This is a genomic window from Bradyrhizobium erythrophlei (assembly GCF_900129425.1).
GTDB classification, from domain to species: domain Bacteria; phylum Pseudomonadota; class Alphaproteobacteria; order Rhizobiales; family Xanthobacteraceae; genus Bradyrhizobium; species Bradyrhizobium erythrophlei_C.
Map to the genome: position 1 here is coordinate 7587088 of NZ_LT670817.1, position 26354 is coordinate 7613441.

Consider the following 26354-nt stretch of genomic DNA (forward strand, 5'->3'; position numbering starts at 1 on the left):
ACAACCTCCGCGGGTCCTTGTCGCGCCTCGCAAGGGGACTTTCGCCCCCTGAACGGGTGTTGTGTAAAATTTTCAGCAAACTGGCGAGACGGATTTCAGCCTGTTTCACGGTTTCCGCGGCCCGGCGTCCGGCTTTAAGCAGAATAAAAGCCCGACCTCCCATCATCGCCTGCGAAACGATCCGGTCACGAGCTGGCTAACCAGCCTCGCCGATGCCCGGACATGGGGCGTCAGATGGGGTTTTTCAGTCATTCGCACGCATGGCGTGCCGTCATACTTGCCTGCGGCCTGACCTGGATCGGACCGGCGGCAGACCTCGCAGCCGGAACGCTGATGTCACCCGGCGCGGCGGGTCTGATCCGGAAATCCGCCGAACCCTTCGGGCTTTTCGCTTCGGCACTGTCCTGGGGGGCCTTGCGGGAAAAGTGGCTTGACGTCGAGCGCAAGCTCGACGACGAACGGGTGCAGCTGGCGCTTTGCGACGGCGACCGCGATCGCTGCGCGTCTCCGGCCGCCCTTCAGCTTCTTGCCATCGTGGACGACGGGAGAGCCCGCGAGGGACGCGCCCGCCTCGGCGAGATCAATCGCGCGATCAACCTTGCGATCAGGCCGATGAGCGATCTGGCCCAATACGGCGAAGTCGACGTCTGGAGTTCGCCGCTGGTCACATTCGCCCATGGCGCCGGGGATTGCGAGGACTACGCGATCGCAAAATTCGTCGCCTTGCGGCTGGCCGGCATCTCGCCCGACGATCTGCGGATCGTCATCATGCGCGACACCATCCGCGGCGAGGACCACGCCGTCGCCGCGGCGCGGCTGGATGGCCATTGGCTGATGCTGGACAATCGCCGCATGGCGATGGTCGAAGACGGCGATGTCAGGAACTACCGGCCGATGTTTGTCATCGATCAATATGGCGCCATGCGGTATGACGAAACGCCACTGCTGGCCAGCGCGACCGGCCAGGATGTGCCGCCGATAGCGCCGAATTCGGCCGTCCAGCCCGGCATGACTTCGCCCTCCAACCAGTAAGGTGCGGATTCAAAGACAGGTTGCGGCGAGCCCCTGACGCTGCAATCTGGAAACCCCGGCCGATAATTTCATTTCGCCGCGAGGTTTGAGCAGCTACCATGGCCGCCACAATAATGTCGTCGTCGTTACTTCGGGGCGGAGATGGGGATGCGGGCAATCGCGCTGGTTATCGTTGCAATCCTGATTGGATCAGGGCACCCCGCCCTTGCAGAAGACTCACCCGGCCGCCCGATCAGCGAGGCGCTGCCGCTGTTTGACAACAATCATTGTGCGGGATTCAGGGACCCGGCCGAGCAACTATTCTGTGGCGACCCCGAACTGAACGCGGCCTCCACCAAGCTGAACAGCGCGATCCAGGACAGGCTGAACCGGCTTGCCAATCGTCGTCTCGCGATCGCGGAAAACGCGGGATGGGTCAGGGAGCGCAATTCGAGTTGCGGTATTTTTGGAACACTGAATATTTCGAACCAGAACTTCCGATCGATCAAGGCCTGTCTGCTGAAAGAAACCGAGGAAAGAATCGCAATATTGATCGATCCCAATTTCGATTGCCTGGCGACGAATACCACCGCCGGCATGCTGATATGCAGCGATCCTTTGTTGGCTATCGCCAAGACGGAACTCAATGACCAGGTTCTCGGCCTCGTCGCCAGGCTGAAAGCAGACGACGCCAAACAGGCGTTGGCCGAATATGAGCGATGGAGCCGGGAACGCGATCGGAAGTGCGGCCTGGCGGACAAGGATAATGTGCCGCTGGACGAGCTATCGTCATCCGCGGATTGTCTGGCGGAATATATCAGTCAGAAGACCGCCGAGATCGTCGCAGCCAAGGGCGATCCGAAACGGGTTTTTGGACGGCATCTGGTCTCTTCCTCTCCCGATGCCGACGCGGTTGATTTATGTGTCGCGCAAATTCATTCGGCCAATAGTTGCGATGATTTTTTGACGGTCAGTCGCGTTTCGCAGATTGACGACAAGGTGGCGGAGCAGAGCGCCGTGGTGACGGCCGATGTCGAAATGGTCGTGCTCTCGCCGTTTGCGGCCTGCAGTCCGGTCGCGTCAAGCTGCACTGGAGCCTGCTGGGATTTGAAATCGGGCAAGGCGAAGCCGTCGCCGGGAAGCCGGGAGAGTTTGTCGGTGGCACACCGGGTAAGAATCGAGAAGGCGTTCGCGTTCGAGAAAACCGAAGGCGGCCTCTGGCGCTGCAATACGACCACGCTTCAGCCGATCGATTTCGGCACTGCGCTGAGCGGGCCTTGATTGCTTGAGCCGCAGGTTGGGTTTGCTCGAATACGCCTGGCGATCGATTGACGCCTGCCAACTGAATCAATTTGAACCGTTTTTCCGATGCTGCAGCGCATCCGAAGTGGGCGGGATTTCGTTTGGCGGAAAAAGATGACGATGCAAATTTTCTCTTTTTGTCTTCGCGTCGTCCCTTGATTGACGCCGTCCTCACCGCGGGCATAGCATCCCGACAGATCCGCTAGAGATCGATGGGAGGAAGAGATGACATGTGTCGCACGTCAATTCTGTTCGCCTTTTTTTCTTGATGCCAAAATCCGTCTTGACGCGAAATCCGGCTGCCACTGGCCGGCGCGTCTCGCGCTCGCCGCGGGCCTTGCCGTTCTCGCTCCGCTCGGCGCGAACGCCCAAACCACCGATCAGTTGGTCAAGGGGGCGACCGACACCTCGAACGTCCTCAATTACGGCATGGGCTATAATCTGCAGCGGTTCAGTCCGCTCACCCAGATCAACAAGGATAACGCCAAAAATCTGGTTCCGGTCTGGAACTACAGTTTGGCCGACGACCGAAGCGAGGAGTCGCAGCCGCTGGTCTACCAGGGCGTCATCTATGTCACCAGCAACAGCGCCACGATGGCGGTCGACGCAAAAACCGGCAAGCAGATCTGGAAGACCAAGGTCGAATACCCCGCGGAAACGCCGCGCATCGTGTGTTGCGGCATCATCAATCGCGGCGTCGCTATCCACGAGGGCAAGCTGTTCCGCACCACCCTCGATGCCAATGTCATCGCGCTCGATGCCAAGACCGGCAAGGAACTCTGGCGTCAGAAGACGGCCGATATCAAGGAGGGCTACTCGATGACGGTGGCACCACTGGTCGCTGACGGGGTGGTCCTCACCGGCATCTCCGGGGCAGAGTTCGGCACCCGTGGTTTCATCGACGGCTGGGATCCGGAGACCGGCAAGCATCTGTGGCGCACCTATACGGTGCCCTCCCCCGACGAGCCCGGCGGCGACACCTGGAAGGGAGACACATGGAAGCTCGGTGGCGGATCGACCTGGATCACCGGCTCTTACGATCCGGAGCTGAACACGGTCTATTGGGGCGTCGGCAACCCCGGACCGTTCAACGCGGCGGTGCGTCCCGGCGACAATCTGTACACCTGCGCGGTGCTCGCGCTTGAACCGAAGACCGGCAAGATCAAATGGCATTACCAGTTCTCGCCGAACAATCCGTTCGACTATGATGCGGTCGCCGAGATGGTGCTCGCCGACCTCAATGTCGAGGGCAAGCCGACCAAGGTCCTGATGGATGCCAATCGAAACGGCTTCTTCTACGTGCTTGACCGCACCAACGGAAAACTGCTCGCGGCCAATCCCTATGTGAAGGTCAACTGGGCTTCCAGCATCGACATGAAAACCGGCCGCCCGGTCGAGACCGACGTCGTCAAGGATGCGCGCGAAGGCAAGAAGGTCGTGGTCTACCCGTCTATTCTGGGCGGCAAAAACTGGGAGCCGATGTCGTTCGATCCGCAGACCGGCCTTGCTTATGCCAATACGCTCTCAATCGGCGGCCACTACAAGACCGAGCCCGCGACATACAAGGCCGGCGAATGGTATGTGGGCATCGACCTGACGGACTTATGGGAATGGCCTCAGGGGCCGCGCGGCCACCTCACGGCCATCGATCCCATGACCGGGAAGGCAAAGTGGGAAGTGCCGAGCGATATCCCGCGCTTCTCCGGCGTGCTGTCGACCGCCGGCGGGGTCGTGTTCTCGGGCCAGCTCACCGGCGAGTTCGAAGCATTCGATGCCAGCGACGGCAAGAAATTGTGGCAGTTCCAGACCGGCTCCGGCATCGAGGGGCAGCCGGTGACGTGGCAGCAGGACGGCATCCAGTATGTCGCGGTGACCAGCGGCTATGGGGGTGTCTATTCGCTGTTTTCCGGCGACGAACGCCTCGCCAATATTCCGGCGGGTGGGTCGTTGTGGGTCTTCGCTGTAAAAACCCAGTAGGGTTTCGCGCATGATCGAGGGACGCTTCAGCTGGACGGCGGCGTATTTCGCCGCCGTCGCGACGACGGCAAGCGTGCTGGCGGCGACGCATCCCGCCATGGCGCAGCAAGATGCCGGCGGCGATCGGGCGCAGATCGACCAGGGCAAGGCGACCTACGCGGAGAAGTGTTCGCACTGCCATGGCCCAAACATGATCAATGCCGGCACGATCACGCCCGACCTGCGCAGGTTTCCGGACGACAAGCAGCGTTTCCTCACCACGGTGAAGCTGGGCAAGAGCGGCAAGATGCCGCCCTGGGGCGACCTGCTGAGCGATGACCAGATAGCTAGTCTGTGGGCTTATATTTCGAGCCAGAGGAAGCCATGAGAACCTGGCTCAAAGCATCGGGAGCGGCGGCTGCGTTGATCGCGGTCTTCACGATGCCGGCGGCCGCCGGCGGCGAGGTGCTGAAAGTCTGTCTCGACGAGGATCTGCCGCCGCTTTCGGCGCACCATCGCGGCGAGCCCGACAGCGGCTTCGATGTCGCGCTGGCGCAGGCCGTCGCAAGCAAGCTCGGCCGACCACTCAGCATCCAATGGTTCGGCAGCAAACTCGACGAGGATTCGAGCCCCGCGCTTGAAATCAATGCGTTGCTTTCGGACGGCCGCTGTTCCCTGGTCGGCGGCTACGCCTTGACGACGGACTCGCTGGTGGTGCCACGCGTCAAGACCGCGAAGCTGCCCGATTTCGAGGGCGCCACCGGCCCCGACCACAGGCGCCGCGTGCCGCTCGGCGTGCTTGCGCCGAGCCGGCCCTACATCTATTCGCCGCTGACCATCGTGCTTGGTCCCAAGGCGCACGACCGCCGCATCGGCGGCGTCGGCGACCTCGCAGGTCTCCGCATCGGCATCGAAAGCGGCACCGTTGCCGACGCGATCCTGATGACGTTCGGCAACGGGCGGCTGATCGACGACATCACGCATCTGGTCCCCGGCCGGGACGATCTTCTTGGTGCGCTGGAGCGTGGCGACTTCGACACTACGCTGCTCGACTTGCGCCGGTTCGATGCCTACCGCGCCGCCCATCCCGACACCCGGCTCGCGGCCTCCGGATATTTTTATCCGATCGGCGCCAATCGCGGCTATGTCGGCCTCGCCGACGACCCGGCTCTGCTCGCCGCGGTCGACAAGGCGCTCTCCGACTTGCAAGCCGCAGGAACCATCACGGAGCTCGGTCAGGCGGCCGGTCTCACCTATCTGCCGCCGCATGAGCCGGCGATCCTCGGCGACGCCATGATGAAGGTGCTTGGGAAGCAATGAGGCGCCGCTTGCCTGGTGCAGGCAGATTCTTGCGGGCATTGGCGGGATTTGCCGTCCGCGATTCACCGCGCCGCAATATCTTGGGTCCATGGTTCGCACGCGATGTGAAACCGGGATTGTTCCGCCATCATGAAGCCGCAAGAGTCCGCGCTGCAAGTGCGAGGGTTAACAAAGCGTTTTGACCGCCTCGCGGTCGATTCGCTCGATCTCACCGTCCGAACAGGGGAATTCTACGCGCTAGTCGGCCCCAACGGCGCCGGCAAGACCACGACGCTGCGCATGGTGGCCGGGCTCTCGCCGCCCGACGCCGGTTCGGTCGCGGTGTTCGGCATCGACGCCTTGAGCGATCCGGTCGCCGCCAAGCAGATGATGGCGTGGGTCTCGGATGAGCCGATGATCTACGACAAGCTGACGCCGCTGGAATACCTCGCCTTCGTCGCGGGGTTGTGGGGGATCGATCCCATCGTTTCGGAGCCTTCCGCGCACAATCTGCTGGTCTCGCTCGGACTCGAGCCGCATCTGCATGAACGCTGTGAAGGATTTTCCAAGGGCATGCGCCAGAAGGTGGCGCTGGCGGGAGCCTTGGTGCATGACCCCCGCCTGATCATCCTGGATGAACCCCTCACCGGCCTCGACGCGGTGTCCGCGCGTCACGTCAAGGGATTGCTCGGGGATCGCGTGCGCGCCGGCTGCACCATCATCATGACCACGCATATTCTGGAAGTGGCTGAACGCATGGCCGACCGGATCGGCGTGATCGCCTCGGGACGGCTGGTCGCCGAGGGAACACTCGCCGAACTGCGCCAGCAGAACGGGCACCACGATACCAGCCTCGAAGACCTGTTCATCGCGCTGGTCGATACCGAGGCCGTCGCCGCATGAGCTCCGCGGCGGCCCTTACCTGGTTTGCCCGGCACGAACTCCGGCTGGCGTGGCGCGAGTGGCTCGCGATGATGACGGCCGGCCGGCTGGGGCGAAAGCGCCGCGCGGTCATCGGGCTGGTTTTCCTTGCCGCGTTCATGCACCTGCCGGCCTATGCCGTGATCGGCCGCTTCGCCGGCCTGCAGGCGCCGCTCGACAAATCCAGCCTCATCGTGATGACAGCGACCATCTTCCTGGCCTGGGCCTTGATGCTGTCGCAGGCGATCGAATCGGTGACGCGGGTATTTTACGCCCGTGCCGATCTCGATCTGATCATGTCGTCGCCGGTGAAGCTGGCGAATGTGTTTTCGATCCGGATCGCCGCGATCGCGCTGTCGGTCATCGCGATGGCGTTGTTGTTGTCGACGCCCTTCGTCGACGTGCTCGTGATCGGCGGCGGTATCCGGTGGTTTTCCGCCTACGGCGTCGTAGCCGCGATCGGATTGTCGGCCGCGGCGGTCGCGATCGCGATCACCATTATACTGTTTCGGCTGATCGGCCCGAGCCGCACCCGGCTGGTCGCGCAAATTCTCGCGGCGATCATCGGCGCCGGTTTTGTGATTGCGCTGCAGATCGCCGCGATCCTGTCCACCGGCACGCTGTCGCGATTCGCGGTGCTGACCTCGGATGCCGCGGCAGCCTTCGCGCCTGACGCCGCGAGCATGATCTGGTGGCCGGCACGCGCGGCACTCGGCGACGGCGAGGCGCTGTTGCTGCTCTTGGCCTGTGGCCTCGTATTGCTCGGCGCGGTGATGGCGATCTTCTCCCCGCGGTTCGCCGACACCGTCGTCAGCATTTCTGCGAACGCCGCGCCGTCCAGAGGCTCGCGCACAACGGCGTTTCGCACCGGTTCGCGACAACAGGCGCTGCGCTGGAAGGAATTCGTCCTGCTGCGGCGCGATCCGTGGCTGGTGTCGCAGACCCTGATGCAGCTGCTTTATCTGGTGCCGCCGGCGCTGATGCTGTGGCGAAGCTTTTCCGACAGCTCTACCGCCATCGTGCTGATCACGCCTGTGATCGTGATGGCGGCGGGCCAACTCTCCGGCGGCCTCGCATGGCTGACGATATCGGGCGAAGACGCGGCCGACCTGGTGGCGACCGCGCCGCTGCCGCCTTCGCGCGTGATCCGCGCCAAGATCGAGGTGGTGCTGATCGCGATTGGCGCGATCTTCGCGCCGCTGGTCATAGCCCTGGTATTTGCCTCACCGCTGCAGGCGGCGGTGACCGCGTCAGGCGTTGCCATCGCCGCCGCCTCGGCCACTTCGATCCAGCTCTGGTTTCGGGTGCAGGCCCGGCGCAGCCAGTTTCGCCGCCGACAGACCTCGTCGCGGCTGGCGACCTTCGCGGAAGCCTTTTCCTCGATCGGATGGGCCGCGACTGCGGCCCTGGCGCTGGCGATCCCGATGGCCGCTGTCATCAGCGGCCTGATGACCACAGCCATATTGGCGGCGACCTGGAAGATCAGCCCGCGGCGGGGGTGAGGCGCCGGCTTGTTGTTTCCGATCGGTCCAGTCTCAGGCCACTTGAATGTAAGGAAATTCTGCCTTACATCTGGTTGAAATGAAGGTTCGATTTATGAGCACGCTTACCGTAACCGCCAAAGGGCAAGTTACCCTGCGCAAAGATCTTCTGAAACATCTGGGTGTCCACCCCGGGGAGAAAATTACCGTGGACAAGCTTCCTGACGGCCGGATCGAGGTGAAGGCCGTCCGGCCTAAGGGCAAGATTTCGGATGCTTTCGGCTTCCTGAAAAGGAAAAATGGCCCATCATTGTCGATTGAAGAAATGAACGAGATCGCTGCTCGAGGCTGGGCCGGTAAACGATGAAGATCACGGCCGACACCAATGTGTTTGTCCGAGCCGTTACCGAAGATCACGAGCACCAAAGCAGAGCCGCCCAAGCAGCTTTAAAAAAGGCGGAACTGGTGGCAATCCCGATATCCGCCCTCTGCGAATTGGTCTGGGTTCTGTCACAGGGTTACAAAGTACCGCTCTCCGAAATCGCGGAGGCGATCCGGCGCTTTATAAATGGCGCGAACGCCGTGGTGAACCGACCGGCGGCGGAAGCTGGACTGGCCATGCTGGATGCAGGCGGGGATTTTGCCGACGGCGTTATCGCCTATGAAGGAAATTGGCTCGGCGCTGATATCTTCGTCTCTTTCGACAAAAAAGCTGTGAAACTGATGGAAGCGCAAGGCGAATCCGCGCGGTTGCTATCGTAATGTCAAAAAGTGCTTCCGCGATTCTGCCTACGCCTTGATCAACTCCATCACGGCAGATGCGAACGCTTCCGGTTCTTCCTGCGGAAGATTATGGCCTGCGCGTGGAATGACGCGATGCGCGCGGGAGCCGGTAAACTTTGCCGCGGATGCGGTGCCGTCGGTTGCGGGGACAACTCCGTCGGCGTCGCCGTCCAGCGTGATGGCGGGCACTGTGATGGCAGGCAGCGCCGCCAGCCGGCGCTGCAGCTCGGCATATCGCGGATCGCCGTCGGCAAGGCCGAAGCGATGGCGATAACTGTGGATCACGACGTCGACATAATCGGGATTGTCGAACGACGCCGCCGTCCGCTCCAAGGTCGCCTCGTCGAAATGCCAGTTCGGCGACCATTGCTGCCATAAAATCCGGGCGATCTCGCGCCGGTTGGACGCAAGACCCGCACGGCCGCGCTCCAGTTGAAAATAATATTGATACCAGAGCGGGACCTCGCGCTCCGGCTTCGCCGGGACCATGGCCCTGGCGATATCCTGGATCAGATAGCCGTTCGCCGACACCAGTCCCGCGCAGCGGTCCGGCCACAACGCCGACGCCACGCAGGCGGCGCGTCCGCCCCAGTCATAACCGGCGAATACCGCGCGCTTGATACCAAGCGCATCCATCAGCGCGATTAGGTCGGCGCCGACAGCCGCCTGCTCTCCCGAGCGCGGCGTCGCCTGCTCACGGAAACGCGTCGGACCGTAACCGCGCAAATAGGGAACGATGGCGCGGCAACCCTGAGCCGCGAGCATCGGGGCGACGTCCACATAGGAGTGGATGTCGTAGGGGAAGCCGTGCAGCAGCATCACGACCGGTCCGTCGACAGGACCGGCCTCGTAATACGCAATATCGAGTACGCCGGCGTCGACGTGGCGCAGCGGTTCCAGGCGAAACGAAGAAGGTGCGCGTGGTGTCGCAGTAAACTCCATGGCTGTAACTCCCGATCTGGCCGCGGCCGGGAATGAGTGACCCGGCGGCCGCTCTGTTTGCCGAGTCTATCGTTTAAGTCACGCCGCGGCGAAGGGGAAAAATGCCGCCATGACGGCGATGGCGTTGCGCGATAAAGTGCCGGCGTTATCGGACACGGGCCCCGCCATGCTGCGATTGTTTTCCGCCGTCTTCGCCTTGCTCGCTTCGGTGGTCGCGCCGGCTGTCGCCCAGGAAGCTCCGCGCAGCAGCGAATGCCTGGCGATGTCCAATGCGCCGCCGCGCGCCACGCCGGTCAGCCTGCGCCAGGCTGCCGCGACCACCAACGAGGTCGCCATCACCTATGCCGGCCATTCGACCTATTACATCGACACGCCCGGCGGGCTGCGGATCGCGACCGATTTCAGCGGCACCTACACCGTGGGGCGGCTGCCCGACATCGTCACCATGAACCGCGCCCACAGCACGCACTACACGCTGTTCCCCGATCCCCGCATTCCCCATGTACTGCATGGCTGGGGCGACGACGGAGCACCTGAAAAAATCGCGCAACGCATCGGCGACGTGTATATCCGCAATGTGACGACCGACATCCGGCGCTATTTCGGTGAGGATTCCGGCGGCGAGATGATCAGGGATGGCAACTCGATCTTCATCTTCGAGGTCGCCGGCCTCTGCATCGGCCATCTCGGGCACCTCCATGTCAAGCTGGACGACAGCCAGTTCGCGGCGATCGGCCGGCTCGATATCGTGATGGTGCCGATCGACGGCACCTATACGATGTCGCTCAACGGTATTTCGGATATCACGCGGCGGCTGCGCGCCTCCGTGGTGCTGCCGATGCATCGCTTCATGACGCCGCTCGACGAATTCATGCGCCGGATCGGCCAGCAATTCACGATCGACGTGCGGAGCGAGCGAACGCTGACGATTTCGCGGGAAACGCTGCCGGGCACCCCGACAGTCATTATTCTCGACGGCGTTTGATGGCGTCGGCCCGCTATCCGCCCGGCAACTTGCCGACGCTGATCTCGATTGCCGAAAAATAAGCTGAGAGATCCTCGATGTCGGCGTCCGACAGCGAGGGAGCGACCACCGACATCGCGTCGTTCTTGCGTGCGCCGGATTTGAAGGCCTGCATCTGTGCGACGAGGTAGGGCTCCGGCTGGCCGGCGATGTTCGGCGCGTCCGGAACCTTGGACAGGCCGTCGAGGCCATGACATGCCTGGCACATCAGGGCCTTGGCACGGCCGGCCTTGACGTCGCCGGCGACGCACACGTTGCCGCAGGCCGCGAGAAGGGAAAGCGCTGCCAGTGAGCTGAGCAAAAGCTGTACCGCCTTGGGACGCGTAGACCTCACTTAAACCCTCACCGATTTGGACCCTGCAAGGCGTGATGGCCCCCTTTGACAGGGGGCCATCAGCCAGATCGTATATTACTTGCCGTCGTAAGATATCCGATAGAGCGCTCCGACCAGATCGTCCGAGACCAGCAGCGAACCATCGGGCAGCTGGGCCACATCGACCGGCCGACCCAGATAATAGCCGTTCTCGTTCCAGCCTTCGGCGAAAGGCTCGGATTTTCCTGCGACGTGGCCATCATCCTTGAGGAATGTCACCATCAGCCGAGCGCCGACCGGCACGGTTCGATTCCACGAGCCGTGCTGCGTCGAGAAGATCGCGCCCTGATATTTCTTCGGAAACATGCTGCCGGTGTAGAATATCAGGCCGAGGTCCGCCGCATGCGCAGCCTGTTCGACCTCCGGGAAAACTACATTGGCCGGCGGCGTATCGGCCTTGTATTCGTTGGTGCGCGTATGACCGCCGCCATACCATGGGAAGCCGAAATCCTGACCCGCATTGGCAATGCGATCCATTTCGCCCGGGGGCTGCTCGTCGCCCATGCCGTCGACCTGATTGTCGTTGGTCCAGAGCGACTTATCCTTTGGATTGAAGTCCATGCCGACCGGGTTGCGCAGTCCGACGGCATAGACTTCGCGGTTCTTGCCGTCACGATCCATGCGGATGATGCCGCCCATGCCGACTTTGCGGTACAGATCGAATTTGTCCTTGGCCGGAACGTTGTAGGGTTGGCCGAGCTGGATATACAGCTTGTTGTCGGGTCCGACCCGGCAAACGCGCGCGGTGTGATTATAGCTCTCCTCGGATTTCGGAATCAGATCGCCCTCCGGGACCACAGCCCCCGCGACAACGTCTGGGCTTTCATAGAAGAACTCCGCCGCGGCATATTCCAGCACGCGGTTCTGCTCGGCGATGTACAGGAACCCGTCCTTCGAGAAGCAAACGCCGTTGGGTATCTTCTTCGGCAGGGTCGGCGCGAACTCCTTCACGTCGTCGCCGACGCCGCCGCGCGATCGGTCGGTCACTACCCAGACTTTCGATTTGCGCGTGCCGACGAATGTCGCGACGCCCTGCGGGCCGACCGCGATATGACGGGCATCCGGCACCAGGGCGTAGAGAGAAATGTGGAAGCCCGGCGGCAACTTGATCTTGGTCAGGTTCTGCTTGACCTGATCGGCTTTCTGACCGGTCTGCGGGACTGCGGGCCAATCGGCGGTACTGCCCGTCTGATGCATTGCGCCCAACGTTTCGAGTGCGCTGGGCGCTGGTGGCGCCGGCTGCGCAGCAGCCGGCCACGCGGCCATGGTCAACAATGCCGCCGTCGTCTTCAAACGAAGCTTCATGAATAACCTCCCTGGAATGCCCCCAATTCTAACGGGTGGTCACCCGCTGTCAGGGGAATGCCGATATCAATGCGCCGGTCCGGACAATTGTCAAATGGCAGGCGTCATATGCGGCAGTCGATAGCGCCCCTGCGCCGCACCGCGATGCAGGCTGCGACGGTGCAGCATCCGACATTGTGGATCGTTGCCCATGCGAGGATCGCGCCGGCCTTCTGGCACGTTGCCCACGTTCGCGTTCTAGAGTGCGAGAAATTCGTCGGCGTCAGCATTCAACCGCTCGTGCCGGCCAATTGCCGTCCACCGCGCGTTTCAGAAAAACCGGCGGGGCCAGGCGCGAAGTCTCTCCTACTTGCGCGCCGCGCAGGCGTACATATTGATTTCCATGCCGACCGGCACTTCAACGATCTCGGGCGTTTTCCAGGCCATGACAGTCTCCTCCGTGTTGCGGTACGATCGCCGCTGAAAGGCTAAGGCCGCTTCGACGACGCGCAAGCTTTCGTCCCCGGGATCATGGGGCTTTGCGGGCGAGAACGGTTTTGCCAATAGTACGCAGGGGAGCGACGACCGATGGCCACCAGCACTGCCGCCGCATCGAAGAGCGGGCTCTATGCCGATCCGCGCCCGGACTGGCTCGCGCTGCGAAAAGAGGAAGTGATCGACCCGCAGCGCCCGATCGTCGATCCGCATCACCATTTGTGGGATCGCGGCGGCCAGCGCTATCTGATCGAGGAGATCACCGACGATATCGCCTCCGGGCACAATATTGTTGCAACCGTCTATGTCGAGGCCCGCTCGATGTACCGTGCCGGCGGGCCGGAAGCGTTGCGCCCCGTCGGCGAAGTCGAATTTGCCAATGGCGCCGCGGCGATGAGCGCGAGCGGCGGCTACGGTACCGCCTCGATCTGCGCCGGCATCGTCGGCCACGCCAATCTGCTGCTCGGCGAAGGCGCGCGCGCCGTTCTCGAAGCGGAAATGGCCGCCGGCAACGGCCGCTTCCGCGGCATCCGGCACTCGTCGCCGTGGGATGCCGATCCCGAGGTTGCCGGCATCTATGCGATGCGGCCGAAAGGCCTGCTGCTCGACGAGACCTTTCGCAAGGGCTTTGCCTGCCTCGCGCCGCTCGGCCTGAGCTTCGATGCGTGGCTGTATCATCCGCAGATCGGCGAGTTGGCCGATCTCGCGCGGATTTTCCCGGACACCAAAATCGTGCTCGACCATTGCGGCGGCCCGATCGGCCTCGGCGGCTATGCCAGCCGGCGTCAGGAAATTTTCACGGGGTGGAAGGCCTCGATCCAAGACATCGCGAAATGCCCCAATGTCGTCGTCAAGCTCGGCGGATTGGCGATGCGGCTGCTCGGCTATGATTTTCACGAACGCCCGGTGCCGCCATCGTCGGAAGACGTGGCGGCGGCGTGGCGTCCCTATATCGAGACCTGCATCGAGGCCTTCGGACCTGCGCGCTGCATGTTCGAGAGCAACTTTCCGCCCGACAAGGGCCAGTGCAGCTATCAGGTGATCTTCAACGCCTTCAAGCGCATCGCCGCGCCCTGCAGCGAGGCCGAGAAGACCGCGTTGTTCTCGAAGACGGCGACGGAGGTTTACCGGCTCAGGCTGAAGTGATGGCGGTGCCCGCGTTCAAATCGCGTAGATTCAACATTGATCGAATCGGTTCCTTCGCCTGGCCCCCTGGAACCTTTTGACCCCTCCACCTCTTATTTCTTGCTCCGCTACGGAAGCATAGGCGCGGCGCGCTTGGCGTTGGTCGAGGAATTGAATTGAAGAAAGGCAGCAAACTTCCCCAGACGACCAAAACGCGCGACGAGCAGCCGCACGCCAAACAGGGGAACAAGCAGATCACCGAAAAGGAAGCCGGCGACGTCGAGGAGATGTCGAGCCCGCGCACGCCGGTGATCTACGAAATCGTGCGCCGGCTCGGCGACGAGGAGATGGACCGGCCGATCACCTCGTTGTGGTGGTCGGGGGTGGCCGCCGGACTTTCGATCAGCTTCTCGCTGCTGGCGCAGGCCGTCTTGCAGTCGCACCTGCCGGAAGCCTCGTGGACGCATCTTGTCACCAGCTTCGGCTATTCCGTGGGGTTCGTGATGGTGGTGTTGTCCCGGCAGCAGCTTTTCACCGAGATTACCGTCACCGCGGTGTTGCCTGTCATGGCCAACCTCACGTTGGCCAGTCTCTGGCGGCTCGGCCGGCTCTGGAGCGTGGTCCTGGTTGCGAACATGGCCGGCACGTTCGCCGCGGCGTTGCTGTGCACCTTCACCCCTGTACTGACACCGGAACTGAAAGCGGCGGTGCTCGATATCGCCGGTCAGATCACCAACCATACCTGGATGGAAATGATGGTGCGTGCAATCGCATCCGGATTTCTGATCGCGACCATGGTCTGGCTGATTCCGAGCGCCGAAGCCGCCCAATTCCACGTCATCGTCATCATCACCTATTTGATCGCGGCGGCAGGATTCATGCACATTGTCGCGGGCAGCGTGGAGGCGTTTTTTCTGGTGCTGAACGGACATCTCGGTGTCCTGCCGATGGTGACGGACTTCTTCGTCCCGGTTCTCATCGGCAATATCATCGGCGGCACCGCGCTGTTTGCGCTGATCGCCTATGCGCAGGTCATGAAAGAGATATGAGCGCCGACGGACCGCAACGCAAATCCCAGCAGAACCGGCTGGGTTTTGCGACAGAACGCAAGCTTCCGCGGCTAAGGACCTGTCAGGCCCACTCGCCCTTGCGGAAGACGGGGACCCTCCTGCCGTCGGCGTGAACGCCGTCGATGTCGATCTTGTCCGAACCGATCATCCAGTCGATGTGGATCAGGCTCTTGTTGCCGCCCTGCGCCGCGATCTGCTCGGGCGTCAGCTTGTCGCCATCGACGAAGCATTTCGAATAGCATTGGCCGAGCGCGATGTGGCAGGCCGCGTTCTCGTCGAACAGCGTATTGAAGAACAACAGTCCGCTCTTCGAGATCGGCGAGGAATGCGGCACCAGCGCCACTTCGCCGAGACGCCGCGCGCCCTCGTCGGTGTCGAGGACCTTGTTGAGGACTTCCTCGCCGCGCGTGGCCTTGGCCTCGACGATGCGTCCTTGCTCGAACCGCACCGCGATGCCGTCGATCAGCGAGCCCTGGTAGGACAGCGGCTTGGAACTGACGACGTGTCCTTCCACCCGCCTTGCATGCGGCGTGGTGAACACTTCCTCGGTCGGGATATTGGCGTTGCAGGTGATTCCGTTTTTGGCGGTGGAGGCGCCGCCTTCCCATTCGTGACCGTCCGCCAGCCCGATCGTGAGATCCGTGTCAGGTCCGGAATAATGCAGCGCCCTGAATCGCTGGCCGTTCAGCCATTCGGTGCGGCTGCGCAGGGTCGCGTTATGCTTCTGCCACGCCGCGACGGGGTGATCGATATCGACGCGTGAGGCAGCGAAGATCGCGTCGGCAAGCTTTGCCACTGCGACATCCTCTTCGTCTCCCGAAAACACCCGCTTCGCCCATGAAGCGCTCGGATAGGCGATGATGTTCCAGTTGATATCGAAGTTGACGATCCTTTCCAGCGCCGGCTTGTAGGCGATCGAGTTGGCCTTGCTGGCGCGCGCGACCTTGGCCGGGTCTTCGCCGGCCAGCAGCATCGGATCATCGCCGACGATGGCGAGCCGCGCGGTGTTGGTGGCAAACGCCTTCGACATTCCCTCATAGAGCCAGCCGGCGGCGCGATCGAAGCTGTCGTCCGGCGCGAACCGGTAGCGCGCCAGCGTGACCGCCTCGTCCGAAAGGATCGGGGTGACCAGACCCGCGCCGGCGCGATAGGCGTGTTCGGCGATCTTGCGCACCAGCGGCAGCGCCACGGTCGGCGCCGTCAGCAGCAGATCCTGTCCCGGCTTGAGCTGCAACCCGACCTTGATCGCGACCTCGGCCAGACGGTCGAGTTTGACGGGATCAATCGGTGCCGAAATGCTGCGTTCGTGTATGGTCATGGAAGTCCGGCCTGAGGTTGGTGGGATAGACGGTTATAAAGTGATTGTTGCAGGACAGATCAAGGTCGCCAAACCGCGGGGCGCGATAGCTATCTAAATCCTGGTTGTGCCCGTCAAGGCGCGATCGGTACGTGCGCAAGACCGAGCAGCGCCGGCGACTCCTCCAAAATGAGATGGGTCGGAATTTTGGCGAGCAGACTGCTGAAGCGGCCCTTGCTCTCGAACCGTTGGCGAAATGCCGAGGCCGCGAGCGCCTGCTTGAACCGCAGCAAGATGCCGCCCGCAATATAGATGCCGCCGGTCGCACCAACCGTCAGCGCGAGGTCGCCGGCGACGGCGCCCAGCATTGCGCAGAAATGCCCGAATGCTCGCGCGCAAGTCGCGTCGCGCCCGCCGATGGCGCGATCGGTGACGTCAGCCGGCGTCAGCGCCTCCGGCACCCTGCCATCGATCGTGCAGAGCGCCTGATAGATATTGACGAGACCGGCGCCGGACAGCGCGCGTTCGGCCGACACGTGGTCCCAGCGCGTGCGCATGACCCGAACGATCTCGTCCTCTTCCGGGGTCGACGCCGGCAAGGTCACGTGGCCGCCCTCGCCCGCGACCAGAACCCATTCACGCCCGTTGGGGATCAACGCGCTCATGCCGAGGCCGGTGCCTGGCCCGATGATCCCGATCGGGCCGGCAGCTTGCGGGCACGCGGGTCCGACCAGAAAGCGGTCGCCCTCGGGCAGATGCGGCACCGCCATCGCGGTGGCGGCGAAATCGTTGACGACCGCCAGCGACTTCAGCCCCAGGCTCTTCTTGAGTTCCGCGACCGAAAACGACCAGGCAAGATTGGTCAGGGCTACCCGATCGCCCAAAACCGGTCCGGCGACGGCGATCGCGCCTTCCGACACTGGCCGCGACGCCGGCGGCAATCCCTTGAGGTATTCAGCCAGCGCATCGTGCAGCGATCCGAACTTGCGCACCTCGACGTGCAGGAGGTCGCGATACCTGCCGCTTTCGGCAACAGCAAAACGCGCATTGGTGCCGCCGATGTCTCCGATAACCCGCAGACTGCTCACTCGACCTCTCCGTGGCGCCCTGACGTTCCCTGCCGTGCGCGCGTCTATCACGGAAAGGCCGCCACCAAAATCGGCTGTGCAACCGGGTTCCATCACGAATTTTGACGGGGCTGCCATCCCTGAAAGGGGGTTGTGCAGCGCAACATGGCCGATACAAGGGCGTCCTCCATGAGGTGCTAAGTGACTGACATCAATGCCGACGCCGGGGTTTCGTCGAACCACCGCCCGATGGGCTTTCCCGAATTCGTTATCGTTATCGCCTCGATCATGGCCCTCAATCCGCTGGCGACGGACATGATGCTTCCGGCGCTGCCAAAGATCGCCTCGACATTCCACATCGTCACCGCCAACCGGCCGCAGGCGGTGCTGTCGACGTTCCTGATCGGCTTCGGCGTCGGCCAGTTCGTCATGGGACCGCTGTCCGATCGCTTCGGCCGCCGCCCGGTTCTGGTCGACGGCATGGCGCTGTATTGCATCGCCAGCATGCTCGTGGTTACGGCGCAGTCGTTCGAGACCCTGCTGCTGGCGCGGGCGCTGCAGGGCCTCGGCACCTCGGCCACCCGCGTGATTGCCACCTCGATCGTTCGCGACTGCTATGCAGGCCGCCGCATGGCCAGCGTGATGTCGCTGGCGATGATGGTCTTCATCAGCGTCCCCATCATCGCGCCGTCGTTCGGTCAGGCGGTGATGCTGCTGACGCAATGGCGCGGCATCTTCATCGTGCTGATGCTGTATGGGGTGCTCGCGCTGCTCTGGAGCGCGCTGCGGATGCCGGAGACCCTGCCGATATCGAAGCGCAAGTCGCTCGCCATTCGCGACGTGCTGGGTGCTTTTCGCCAGACCGTAATTAACCGGCAGACGCTGGGCTATGCGCTGGCGGCGGGCGGCGTGCAGGGCTCGCTTTTTGGTTTCGTGTTTTCCTCGCAGCAAATATTCACCGGGATCTACAAGCTCGGGAATTATTTTCCGATGGCATTCGCGGCGATCGCGATCGGCATCGCGATCGCCGGATTCCTCAATGCCCGTTTCGTCGGCCGGCTCGGCATGCGGGTGATTTCGCATAGCGCTCTGGTCGGCTTTGTCGCGGTGGCCGGAATCATGCTGGTCGCGGCGAAGGCGCAGATGCTGCCGCTGCCGCTGTTCATTGTGCTCGCGGCGCTGATGATGTTCGTGTTCGGGCTGATCTTCTCCAATTTCACCGCGCTCGCAATGGAACCGCAGGGCCATATCGCCGGCACGGCCTCGTCGCTGTACGGGTCGATCACCACGCTGCTCGGCATCGGCATCGGCACCGTGATCGGCCAGGACTATGACGGCACGCTGCTGCCGTTTGCGACAGGGTTTTTCCTCTGCGCACTGGCGGCGCTTGCGGTCGTTGCGGTGGTGGAAAAGGGCCGGCTGTTCACGCCGCACCGGATGGCCGACTAGTTCCATCCGCGCCATCCGCTTGCATCAGCCGCGACGATTCTTCTTTGCCTTCTTGCCGAAGGCCGGTTTCGCTGGCGACGCGCCGGCTGGCCGCGATGGTGCGACATAGGCGGGCCTGTCCTGATGCCGCTTTTTCTTCTCGAAACCCTGCTCCCTGGCAAATCCCGGCCCGCTTTCGCCGTGAGGTTTGCCATGCTGCTTCGGCGCTCTCTCATCGCGGGATTTTTCGTACCGGTGCCCGTTGCGGTCGGTCTCCCTGGTTTCGCGCCGAGGCGGGTGTGACCGGTTTTCTGAAGCCGCCTGCCGCTGGGGACCATCTGCCAGCGCCTCGATGCGGATGTTGTCTTCCTTGTCGGGACGCCCGATCTTGACGGCAAAGGATTCGGCGACCCGTTCGGAGATCTCGAACTCGGTGGTGGTGTCCATGATGCGGATCGCGCCGATGTCTTGCTTGTCGATGCCGCCGCGACGGCAAATCATCGGCAACAGCCAGCGCGCTTCGGCGTTCTTTCTTCGTCCGATCGCGGCGCGAAACCACACGCTGCCTTCCGCCATGCCGTGACGCGGCGATGATTTCCCGGGCTTCGATCGCGGCTCAGTAGCGCGATCCTCGCCGCGCGGCGTTCGGCCGTCTTTTCCCCGGCCGCGATCTTCGCGCGACCGGCCGGCCCCCTGGCCGGGGTCGAGAATGTCCTCGGGCGAAGGCAGCCGCGCCCGGTACAGCCGCGCCAGCGCCGCGGCAATATCCTCGGCCGACCGCTCGGCGAGCAACGCCCGCGCCAGGATCAGATCGTCCGATGTCGTTTCCTCCGCGAACAGCGCATCGCGCAGCATGCGCTCCTGATCGAGCTTGCGGATTTCATCCGCCGTGGGAGCAGCGCCCCAGGCGGCATCGATGCCCCCCAGGTTAAGCAGCAATTCCGCGCGCCGCTTGCGCGCCGGCGGTACCAGCAACACGCTGACGCCCTTTCGGCCGGCGCGGCCGGTGCGGCCGGAGCGATGCTGCATCACCTCCGCGTCATTCGGCAGATCGGCGTGAATCACGAGGTCGAGGTTGGGCAGATCGATGCCGCGCGCCGCCACGTCGGTCGCCACGCAGACCCGGGCCCGTCCATCCCGCAACGCCTGCAGCGCCTGGGTGCGCTCGTTCTGAGTCAATTCTCCTGACAGTGCGACCACCGAGAAGCCGCGCTCCAGCAGCGTCGCCTGCAAATGCCTGACGGCATCCCGGGTATTGCAAAACACCAGCGCGCTCGGCGATTCGAAGAATCGCAAGAGGTTGACGACCGCGTGCTCGACATCGCCTGACGCGATTCGGATGGCGCGGTACTCGATATCGGCGTGGCCGCCCTCGTCGCCCTCGACCTCGACGCGAAAGGCCTGCTGCTGATACTGCTTCGCCAGCGCGACGATGCCGCGCGGCAGGGTCGCCGAGAACAGCAGGGTGCGGCGGGTATCCGGCGTGGTCTTGAGGATGAACTCCATATCCTCGCGAAAACCCAGATCGAGCATTTCGTCGGCCTCGTCGAGCACCACCGCCTTCAATTCCGAGACGTCCAGACGGCCGCGCCGGAGGTGATCGCACAGCCGACCCGGCGTGCCGACCACGATATGCGCTCCGGCCGCAAGCTCGCGCTGTTCGCGGCGCGGATCCATGCCGCCGACGCAGGAAACGACGCGCGCATCGGCATATTGATAAAGCCACGCGAGCTCGCGCTGCACCTGCAGGGCAAGTTCCCGGGTCGGCGCGACGATCAGGGCGAGAGGTGCGGCTGCCCGCTCGAACCGCTCGGCGCCATCAAGAAGATTTTTTGCAATCGCGAGCCCATAGGCGACGGTTTTGCCCGAGCCGGTTTGCGCCGAAACAAGCAGGTCGCGGCCGGCGGCGGCGTCCGCGAGCACCGCGGTCTGGACGGGGGTTGGCTGATCGTAGTTGCGCTCCGCCAGGGCTCGGGCGAGCGGCGGATGTGTGGGTAGGAATGTCACGGGATGAAAAACCTTGGTTGGCGCCTGGCGCCGGAACATTGAGGGCCTCGAACGGTCGAAGCTGCCGCCAAAGAAGATGCGCAGCCGCGTGGCCCGACGGATTTCGGTGAGTTGGTTGTCCTTTAGGCCATTCGAGGCCAAAGCGCCATTGGTTTGGTGCGCCGAAATAGCAGACATGCGGCCCGGAGGACTGAGCCGAGGCGGCGGGCGTCCTCAACGCCGTCAATTCTGCTGTTGTGTCTTCGCCGACGGGCCGAGCACCGCCGCCGCGGTGTTTGCGATTTCGGTATCGGTGTCCTTGTTCAAGCCGGCAACACCCACCGCGCCCACGACTTCGCCGTTGACGCGTATCGGCATGCCGCCACGCAGCGCCGCGATGTCCGCGGTAACGAAGGCGGTCCGGCCGCGATCGATGCTGTCCTCGATCTCCGCCGTCGGCCGCCGCAGCCGCGCCGCCGTTCGTGCCTTCTGGATGGCGAGGTCCGCGCTGTCCGGGCGGACACCGTCCATCCGCTGGAACGCCAGCAGATCTCCGGCGGGATCGACCACCGCGATGGCCGAGGGCGCGTTGCGCTGCTGCGCGCTCTCCTTCGCTGCCTGCAGCACCGTCTGGGCTCCGGCTTGATCGAGCGTCATGACCTTGATGGTCTGCGCCCCCAAGGGCAGGCAGAGCACCGTCGCCAGGAGTCCAACGATGATTCCAGGTTTCATCATGGCGAGTTGATTTCGATCCGACGCGAGGAGGCTGTCGCTGAGAGAGCTCGCCAACCCGACGTTCCCAGGGCAAGCCGGCTCTCATTCCCGGATGTAGGATGAAACGAGTACCATGCTCATCACGCTTGAGTGTTCGGCGACCCCGCCAGACCTCGCCCATGTCATGGGGCAGCTTTCGCTTTGGACCAGCGCCAAACCTCCGCGGCGTTACGCAGAAGCTTCACGCCGTCGATATCTTTCACGAACGCATCGTTCCTCAAATAGATCATGGCTTGCGCCTGGGCTGACGCGAGATTTTCAGCCCGAAAGTTCAAATACAGAAGGCCGATCTCATTTTGGTCAGGCCCCATCCGAAAGGGCTCGATCGTATAGTTCCGGCTGGTGCGCCTGGAGGCCATGAAGGCGAATATGGTCCTCAGGCACAGCCGTTCAAGCCGGATTCAGCTACCGCCGTGGCTAACGGTTCGAGCGCCGTACAAAAGGTAATCGATACCCCGCGTCATTGCGAGCGCAGCGAAGCAATCCAGCTTTCTTGCTTGCCGCCATATGGATTGCTTCGTCGCTCCGCTCCTCGCAATGACGATGAGATACGCGTCCGCGATCTCGCGGCGCAGTGCGTCCGAGGTTTGCATTAATCTCCGCCCTGAAAACAGAGGGCGTGGGGAATGCCGGGCGCCCGATGCACCCGCAGCCTCGTGTGCGCATGGGGTAGTAAGTATGCACACGAGCATTCACAGCGAGCCATCGGAAAACACCCGACATTCCCGCACGCAATGGTTTACGGCTTATACCGTGCTCTCCCCGGTGATCGGCTTTCTTGCCACCGTCGCCAGCGGAGTTGCCTCCACCGACTTGACACCAGCGTCGGGGTGTCAGGACCACACGTCTTCGCCGTCCGCTTCAGCATCATTCGTCCGCACGCTTTCGCGCGCATGAGCCGCCGCGTCCATCGCATCCCGCTCCCAACGTCCGTGACGACCGCGAAGCGCCCCTCTTGTGGGAACAGGACGGCAAAGGATATAGCGGTGATTCGGGTATTCTGAAAATCAGAATATTTTTCGCGAAGGGGCTGGACAGGGGTGAAGTGATTTGCCCGTCAGGCGCGAGAACCGACGAAGTTGCCCGGAGTGAAGCTCTCCGTGCTAGACAATCCTTGAAATGATAATTCGGTCGATTGTGAACTTGCGCTCCTCTTGTGGGAAACAGGATGGCAGGAGTCGCACGAGCGGCTTGGGTAATACTCCGTGCGTCAAGATATATTGGAGAGCCGAGTTAAAGCGCGGCCGCAGTTACACTCCCTCTGCGTATCCCTTGAAATTTGATGCAACATGATATCGACGGCGTCGTCTATCAGCATAAGTCCCGGCCTTGCTAACGCCACCCATGGCGACATGTTAGGTCGGCCTGCATCGACGATGCCGAACAGACAAACTCAGCCTGAGTCACATAAACATGCGGAAGTCGTACACGTTATCGACGATGTCCGGATTCTGTTGAATGATGTCCGCAAACGCCTTCGAGTAAACAAGTGTGACCGGCAGCTTCTTGTAAAGCGTGTTGTTGTTCCAATCCATTTTGGTGAGGCCCATGATGCCGGCGCAGGTGTCGTGCCAGCCCCCTGCGCCGGTGAAACGCCGGACGAGTACTGGCGAAGGCGTTGGCTTGAGCGCTCCTTCTTTGTAAATCTCATATCCGGAGTTCTTGAGATTTACAGCTCGAACGCCGCCTTGCGTCCAAAGGAGGGCTTCGTTGCCGTCGATAGGAAGGTAGGATCCACGGGTGACAGGAAAGCCATGCGGCTCCGGGTTCCTTCCCGGCTTGAATCTTATGCCTTTCCATCCAACCCCCTTCACAATTTGGACGAGCTCCACCTCGGTCCCATCACGAAAGCTGTCGAGCGCGCCAAGAATTTCCTGTTCCTTGAATTCCGTGTTCTTGTGGACCGTTATCTTCTTTGGAAGCCTGCCGAAATTCGCCCGCTGATAAATCTCAAGGCTGCGAGACAGTACTGACTGCATCTCGTAGTACGACAGATAGGGGTTCTTGGCCCGATCCTGCGTAAACTCCTTGGCATCATACGCAACGAAGCGGAATCCTGTGCCGTCCGGATCAAAAATCTGACTGCAACAGGTGCTGTATTCGGCTCCAGACGTGAGCCGTTTCACCGCATAACTGATTCCGATGAATGCCTCGTCAGGGTGAAGGCCGGTCAGCTTCCATGGAATGCCGCCCGCTTTCACATACAAAGCAACGCTTATGCCCCACATGACATTCGCGCGGCATTCACGCTCGAAGCTCGATTGCCGCACGATTTGCACAGGGATATTAGAAGGAGCGCAGAAAGCCTTGAGATAATCGTGGAAATCGAAGCTTTCGTCCTCGAAGCAAGCGGCCCACGCTGGAGGCAAGTAAATGAATGCCACGTCGAAGTTGGAACGGACACCCTTTAATTGGGCGATGCATTGAAACAGACCGCTGGCAAGCGCCCGTTTATCAAGTCGCCTGGCATGCTCGTCCAATTCGTCAGGAAACGCGAACACAAGGTTCTCGTCGATCGGTGCAACCGGAATTCGGAACACTTTTTCGAAGCCAGGATAGTCGGGATAATAGGCGGGAACGTCTTTTGTCTTCGCGCCGCCTGTCAACTCGTTGATGAGCCCGCGTAGGTGCCGGACATTCGCTTTAGGCGCGAGAAGCGCGAGGCGCAACGAAGAAGGTGTTCCGTATTTAAGGCCAAAAGGGCCATGGTCTATGAGACCCCGCAATGGATGCTTGTCGAGCTTCCCGCTTGCAAACATCAGGGCTGGTTCCGGAATGGTCAGCAACCCCGGTAGCTCGCTACGGTCTGCCGTCATGCTAACCCTCGGGTGTAGGCAGTCCTTGAGCCAATGCTGAACGAGGGAGTTTCCGCAGGAGTGCCGGCTTCGAAAGCCGAGAGTTTGGTTTCAACTGGGCGGTCGCTTCCGAGCAAGACCGAGAGCCATGCTTCAAGAAGAGCGTTATAGATATTGTTGTATCGGTTGCCCCTTCTCCTATCGAGGAAGTTGGTAGCATCCCTTCTCGCTCGCGGCGGCCAAATCCAAACATCAGGATCGAGAAGAAGCCAATTCCTGTCATCGATCATGCCTATGGAAATCCGGACCGCCTCAGCCCAGTGAACTTTCTCGGGATGCGGATGATCCTCATCGACGGGCGTGAAGAGACCGGGGATTTGACCCGAGATTTTGCCCACGACGTCATGCAAACGGGAGAACGGCGATTGATCCCTGTTGTGCGCATCGGCGATGAGGTACGAGCCCGATTTGGTGGTTCGGGTGAGCAGCGGTTTTCCTAGCGAGAGTGCGTGACAAATCGCTTCTTCAAGGAAGCCTTTGACATAGAGATGATCGCTGATATCGGCGATCTGCGACGAAAGGTCGTGAGGCGATATCGAAACGAGGTCGTTGAACTGGTCCCGGATCAGCGCCTCCGCGCCCCAGCATAAAATCGATTCTGCCTCTGTAAAAATGAGCCGTCCCTTGGTCGCCCCGGTCGCTGCCCGCAAGTCCGTCCACTCCTTTGGGTTTCTGAACGAGAGCGATTGACAATGTAGCGGTAGATCAAAGATTGGCACGGCGTTCATTCTGACGATCGCGCCTTTTCCCGATTTCGGCAAAGGGATGCTGACTTGGGCTTGTGCAGACTTCCGCACCTTTGCATCGAGCGCGGGGTCCTTATTGTCGAGGTTGCGCCATAGCCTCAACATGAATGCGTCGAATGTTTCGACCTCAACGAAGGCGGCATCGACGCCCGATTGCTTCGCATCCTCGATGAGTTCTGTTACGGAAGGCAGTACCCGCGATCCTTTCATACCCGTCCAAAACAGGCCGTGCGGAAAGGGATTGGGTGTAGTCAGCGCCGAGCGGAACAGCTGTATTACGCTGTCGTCGCGCCCGCTGTATCCCGCTACAATGAAGCCGAACCGGTTCGCTGCATTTATGAGAGCCCTCGACAGGTCCTCGTTTTGAGTAACAAGGTCCGCTGGTAGGTTTTTAATGCTATCGTAGCGGAAGTCCCCGTGCAGCTTGCAATATACCGGGTACTCTTCGTTACTGATCGCTTTGTTCGCGGACGCCGCCCCCTCTAAATGGAACGCTGCAAGCGACAGCCCGCTCACCTCGGCGACGGCACGCTCAACCACCGTATCGAAGTTGGTTGTGAATACGTTACGCGCCCCTCCGGAGGCTAGAAGAGCACCCAAGATTCGATTGCCTATCGAAAGCGTGACGTTCTTTTCTGAAAGAGTCGCCGCCAGATATTGGCGCTGCTTCTCCTTATCGTCACCGAAAGCCTTCTCGAAATAGGTGGTGTATTCGCCTGCGTCCCCTTCCTCCGGAAAACCTTTGGACAGCATGTAAGATTGAACGCGTGCCCTGACGGCGTCGAGTTGCATGTCCTGACGCGAGATGTCCTGGCTTTCCTCGCGGCGGTAATAGCGGCGCTTGAGGTCCCAGATGATATCCCATGCGGTGAGCAACCCGGCAGCGGCGGATGCTCCAGCACCAAGAAACCACGCGAACTGCTGAGGCCGGGCGCAAACAATGCCAGTGAGTTTGTATTGATCCGTCATGGCGCTCCTTCGGGCGCGCTCGATTTTTGCGGGCGACCGCTCTCAGTTACCAAATTTGGTATGGTGAACTACGCTAGCGGGGAAGATTTAAACGCTCCCATCTCGACGACTCAGTCCCCGGTTGTTAGATGGGCAGGCTGCTACTTTGTAGCCAGTTCATCTATAG

23 protein-coding genes are annotated in these 26354 nt (G+C 61.9%); 13 read left to right on the plus strand and 10 right to left on the minus strand.

Annotation, left to right across the window (positions count from 1 at the left end; translation table 11 throughout):
- The first annotated feature begins 234 nt into the window (after positions 1-234).
- From B5527_RS36020 to B5527_RS36060, 9 genes are all read left to right on the plus strand, one after another.
- Positions 235-1032, plus strand: coding sequence for a transglutaminase-like cysteine peptidase (locus B5527_RS36020; RefSeq protein WP_079605732.1), 798 nt, complete (start codon positions 235-237; stop codon positions 1030-1032).
- Between the two features lie 147 nt (positions 1033-1179).
- The gene (locus B5527_RS36025) at positions 1180-2292 is read left to right on the plus strand and encodes a lysozyme inhibitor LprI family protein (RefSeq protein WP_079605733.1); all 1113 of its coding nucleotides are present in this window, start codon (positions 1180-1182) and stop codon (positions 2290-2292) included.
- Between the two features lie 246 nt (positions 2293-2538).
- Positions 2539-4290 (plus strand): methanol/ethanol family PQQ-dependent dehydrogenase, encoded by a 1752-nt coding sequence (locus B5527_RS36030; RefSeq protein WP_245332379.1) that lies wholly within the window; start codon positions 2539-2541, stop codon positions 4288-4290.
- Positions 4291-4300: 10 nt separating this feature from the next.
- On the plus strand, positions 4301-4657 hold the full coding sequence (locus B5527_RS36035) for a c-type cytochrome (RefSeq protein ID WP_079605734.1): 357 nt from the start codon (positions 4301-4303) through the stop codon (positions 4655-4657).
- Entirely contained in the window at positions 4654-5589 is a 936-nt protein-coding gene (locus tag B5527_RS36040) for a substrate-binding periplasmic protein (RefSeq protein WP_079605735.1), read from the plus strand. Before B5527_RS36035 ends, B5527_RS36040 begins: the two co-directional genes overlap by 4 nt.
- 129 nt (positions 5590-5718) lie before the next feature.
- Positions 5719-6471 carry an ABC transporter ATP-binding protein gene (locus tag B5527_RS36045; RefSeq protein WP_079605736.1) on the plus strand — a complete coding sequence of 251 codons (753 nt, stop codon included), beginning with the start codon at positions 5719-5721 and terminating at the stop codon, positions 6469-6471.
- A complete protein-coding gene (locus tag B5527_RS36050; RefSeq protein WP_079605737.1) occupies positions 6468-7991 on the plus strand; it encodes a permease in 1524 nt (507 codons plus the stop codon). The genes B5527_RS36045 and B5527_RS36050 overlap by 4 nt, the downstream gene beginning before the upstream one ends.
- Positions 7992-8085: 94 nt before the next feature.
- Positions 8086-8337, plus strand: coding sequence for an AbrB/MazE/SpoVT family DNA-binding domain-containing protein (locus B5527_RS36055; protein ID WP_079607774.1), 252 nt, complete (start codon positions 8086-8088; stop codon positions 8335-8337).
- Positions 8334-8732 (plus strand): type II toxin-antitoxin system VapC family toxin, encoded by a 399-nt coding sequence (locus tag B5527_RS36060; RefSeq protein WP_079605738.1) that lies wholly within the window; start codon positions 8334-8336, stop codon positions 8730-8732. The genes B5527_RS36055 and B5527_RS36060 overlap by 4 nt, the downstream gene beginning before the upstream one ends.
- Positions 8733-8759: 27 nt before the next feature.
- On the opposite strand, the gene B5527_RS36065 is transcribed toward B5527_RS36060, so the two are convergent.
- Positions 8760-9695: an alpha/beta fold hydrolase gene (locus B5527_RS36065; RefSeq protein WP_079605739.1), complete on the minus strand. Its 936-nt coding sequence runs from the start codon at positions 9693-9695 to the stop codon at positions 8760-8762.
- Between the two features lie 166 nt (positions 9696-9861).
- Between B5527_RS36065 and B5527_RS36070 the strand changes: the two genes are divergently transcribed.
- A complete protein-coding gene (locus B5527_RS36070) occupies positions 9862-10680 on the plus strand; it encodes an MBL fold metallo-hydrolase (RefSeq protein WP_079607775.1) in 819 nt (272 codons plus the stop codon).
- A 13-nt stretch (positions 10681-10693) separates the two neighbouring features.
- Here B5527_RS36070 and B5527_RS36075 read toward each other — a convergent pair whose 3' ends face one another.
- The 3 genes from B5527_RS36075 to pqqA all read right to left on the minus strand — a co-directional run bounded on the left by B5527_RS36075 (position 10694) and on the right by pqqA (position 12823).
- Positions 10694-11053, minus strand: coding sequence for a c-type cytochrome (locus B5527_RS36075; protein ID WP_172842766.1), 360 nt, complete (start codon positions 11051-11053; stop codon positions 10694-10696).
- 75 nt (positions 11054-11128) lie between these two features.
- Positions 11129-12397 carry a PQQ-dependent sugar dehydrogenase gene (locus B5527_RS36080; RefSeq protein ID WP_079605741.1) on the minus strand — a complete coding sequence of 423 codons (1269 nt, stop codon included), beginning with the start codon at positions 12395-12397 and terminating at the stop codon, positions 11129-11131.
- A gap of 345 nt (positions 12398-12742) precedes the next feature.
- Positions 12743-12823, minus strand: coding sequence for a pyrroloquinoline quinone precursor peptide PqqA (gene pqqA / locus B5527_RS47235; protein WP_079607776.1), 81 nt, complete (start codon positions 12821-12823; stop codon positions 12743-12745).
- A 141-nt stretch (positions 12824-12964) separates the two neighbouring features.
- Here pqqA and B5527_RS36090 point away from each other — a divergent pair, with 141 nt between their 5' ends.
- The gene (locus tag B5527_RS36090) at positions 12965-14017 is read left to right on the plus strand and encodes an amidohydrolase family protein (protein WP_079605742.1); all 1053 of its coding nucleotides are present in this window, start codon (positions 12965-12967) and stop codon (positions 14015-14017) included.
- 155 nt (positions 14018-14172) lie between these two features.
- Entirely contained in the window at positions 14173-15045 is an 873-nt protein-coding gene (locus B5527_RS36095) for a formate/nitrite transporter family protein (RefSeq protein WP_245332381.1), read from the plus strand.
- Between the two features lie 82 nt (positions 15046-15127).
- Here the strand turns inward: B5527_RS36095 and B5527_RS36100 are convergent, their stop codons facing one another.
- Positions 15128-16384, minus strand: coding sequence for an aminopeptidase (locus B5527_RS36100; protein ID WP_079605743.1), 1257 nt, complete (start codon positions 16382-16384; stop codon positions 15128-15130).
- A gap of 113 nt (positions 16385-16497) precedes the next feature.
- Positions 16498-17451 carry a glucokinase gene (gene glk / locus B5527_RS36105; RefSeq protein WP_245332382.1) on the minus strand — a complete coding sequence of 318 codons (954 nt, stop codon included), beginning with the start codon at positions 17449-17451 and terminating at the stop codon, positions 16498-16500.
- Positions 17452-17631: 180 nt separating this feature from the next.
- On the opposite strand from glk, the gene B5527_RS36110 reads away from it, so the two are divergent.
- Positions 17632-18879: a multidrug effflux MFS transporter gene (locus tag B5527_RS36110; RefSeq protein WP_079605744.1), complete on the plus strand. Its 1248-nt coding sequence runs from the start codon at positions 17632-17634 to the stop codon at positions 18877-18879.
- 24 nt (positions 18880-18903) lie between these two features.
- Here B5527_RS36110 and B5527_RS36115 read toward each other — a convergent pair whose 3' ends face one another.
- The 4 genes from B5527_RS36115 to B5527_RS36145 all read right to left on the minus strand — a co-directional run bounded on the left by B5527_RS36115 (position 18904) and on the right by B5527_RS36145 (position 26188).
- A complete protein-coding gene (locus B5527_RS36115; RefSeq protein ID WP_079607779.1) occupies positions 18904-20904 on the minus strand; it encodes a DEAD/DEAH box helicase in 2001 nt (666 codons plus the stop codon).
- Between the two features lie 183 nt (positions 20905-21087).
- Positions 21088-21579 carry a GlcG/HbpS family heme-binding protein gene (locus tag B5527_RS36120; protein ID WP_079605745.1) on the minus strand — a complete coding sequence of 164 codons (492 nt, stop codon included), beginning with the start codon at positions 21577-21579 and terminating at the stop codon, positions 21088-21090.
- Between the two features lie 1442 nt (positions 21580-23021).
- Positions 23022-24434, minus strand: a complete 1413-nt coding sequence (locus tag B5527_RS36140) for an argonaute/piwi family protein (RefSeq protein ID WP_079605749.1) — start codon at positions 24432-24434, stop codon at positions 23022-23024.
- A complete protein-coding gene (locus B5527_RS36145) occupies positions 24431-26188 on the minus strand; it encodes an SIR2 family protein (RefSeq protein WP_079605750.1) in 1758 nt (585 codons plus the stop codon). The genes B5527_RS36140 and B5527_RS36145 overlap by 4 nt, the downstream gene beginning before the upstream one ends.
- Between the last annotated feature and the right edge of the window lie 166 nt (positions 26189-26354).

What these genes read in the sequence shown, in the direction of transcription:
- B5527_RS36090 (WP_079605742.1), top strand. Translation starts at nt 12,965, where the DNA reads ATGGCCACCAGCACTGCCGCCGCATCGAAGAGCGGGCTCTATGCCGAT.
- B5527_RS36050 (WP_079605737.1), top strand. Translation starts at nt 6,468, where the DNA reads ATGAGCTCCGCGGCGGCCCTTACCTGGTTTGCCCGGCACGAACTCCGG.
- B5527_RS36035 (WP_079605734.1), top strand. Translation starts at nt 4,301, where the DNA reads ATGATCGAGGGACGCTTCAGCTGGACGGCGGCGTATTTCGCCGCCGTC.
- B5527_RS36020 (WP_079605732.1), top strand. Translation starts at nt 235, where the DNA reads ATGGGGTTTTTCAGTCATTCGCACGCATGGCGTGCCGTCATACTTGCC.
- B5527_RS36100 (WP_079605743.1), bottom strand. Translation starts at nt 16,384, where the DNA reads ATGACCATACACGAACGCAGCATTTCGGCACCGATTGATCCCGTCAAA.
- B5527_RS36055 (WP_079607774.1), top strand. Translation starts at nt 8,086, where the DNA reads ATGAGCACGCTTACCGTAACCGCCAAAGGGCAAGTTACCCTGCGCAAA.
- B5527_RS36140 (WP_079605749.1), bottom strand. Translation starts at nt 24,434, where the DNA reads ATGACGGCAGACCGTAGCGAGCTACCGGGGTTGCTGACCATTCCGGAA.
- B5527_RS36070 (WP_079607775.1), top strand. Translation starts at nt 9,862, where the DNA reads ATGCTGCGATTGTTTTCCGCCGTCTTCGCCTTGCTCGCTTCGGTGGTC.
- B5527_RS36030 (WP_245332379.1), top strand. Translation starts at nt 2,539, where the DNA reads ATGACATGTGTCGCACGTCAATTCTGTTCGCCTTTTTTTCTTGATGCC.
- B5527_RS36060 (WP_079605738.1), top strand. Translation starts at nt 8,334, where the DNA reads ATGAAGATCACGGCCGACACCAATGTGTTTGTCCGAGCCGTTACCGAA.
- pqqA (WP_079607776.1), bottom strand. Translation starts at nt 12,823, where the DNA reads ATGGCCTGGAAAACGCCCGAGATCGTTGAAGTGCCGGTCGGCATGGAA.
- B5527_RS36045 (WP_079605736.1), top strand. Translation starts at nt 5,719, where the DNA reads ATGAAGCCGCAAGAGTCCGCGCTGCAAGTGCGAGGGTTAACAAAGCGT.
- B5527_RS36120 (WP_079605745.1), bottom strand. Translation starts at nt 21,579, where the DNA reads ATGATGAAACCTGGAATCATCGTTGGACTCCTGGCGACGGTGCTCTGC.
- B5527_RS36115 (WP_079607779.1), bottom strand. Translation starts at nt 20,904, where the DNA reads ATGTTCCGGCGCCAGGCGCCAACCAAGGTTTTTCATCCCGTGACATTC.
- B5527_RS36065 (WP_079605739.1), bottom strand. Translation starts at nt 9,695, where the DNA reads ATGGAGTTTACTGCGACACCACGCGCACCTTCTTCGTTTCGCCTGGAA.
- B5527_RS36025 (WP_079605733.1), top strand. Translation starts at nt 1,180, where the DNA reads ATGCGGGCAATCGCGCTGGTTATCGTTGCAATCCTGATTGGATCAGGG.
- B5527_RS36145 (WP_079605750.1), bottom strand. Translation starts at nt 26,188, where the DNA reads ATGACGGATCAATACAAACTCACTGGCATTGTTTGCGCCCGGCCTCAG.
- B5527_RS36040 (WP_079605735.1), top strand. Translation starts at nt 4,654, where the DNA reads ATGAGAACCTGGCTCAAAGCATCGGGAGCGGCGGCTGCGTTGATCGCG.
- B5527_RS36080 (WP_079605741.1), bottom strand. Translation starts at nt 12,397, where the DNA reads ATGAAGCTTCGTTTGAAGACGACGGCGGCATTGTTGACCATGGCCGCG.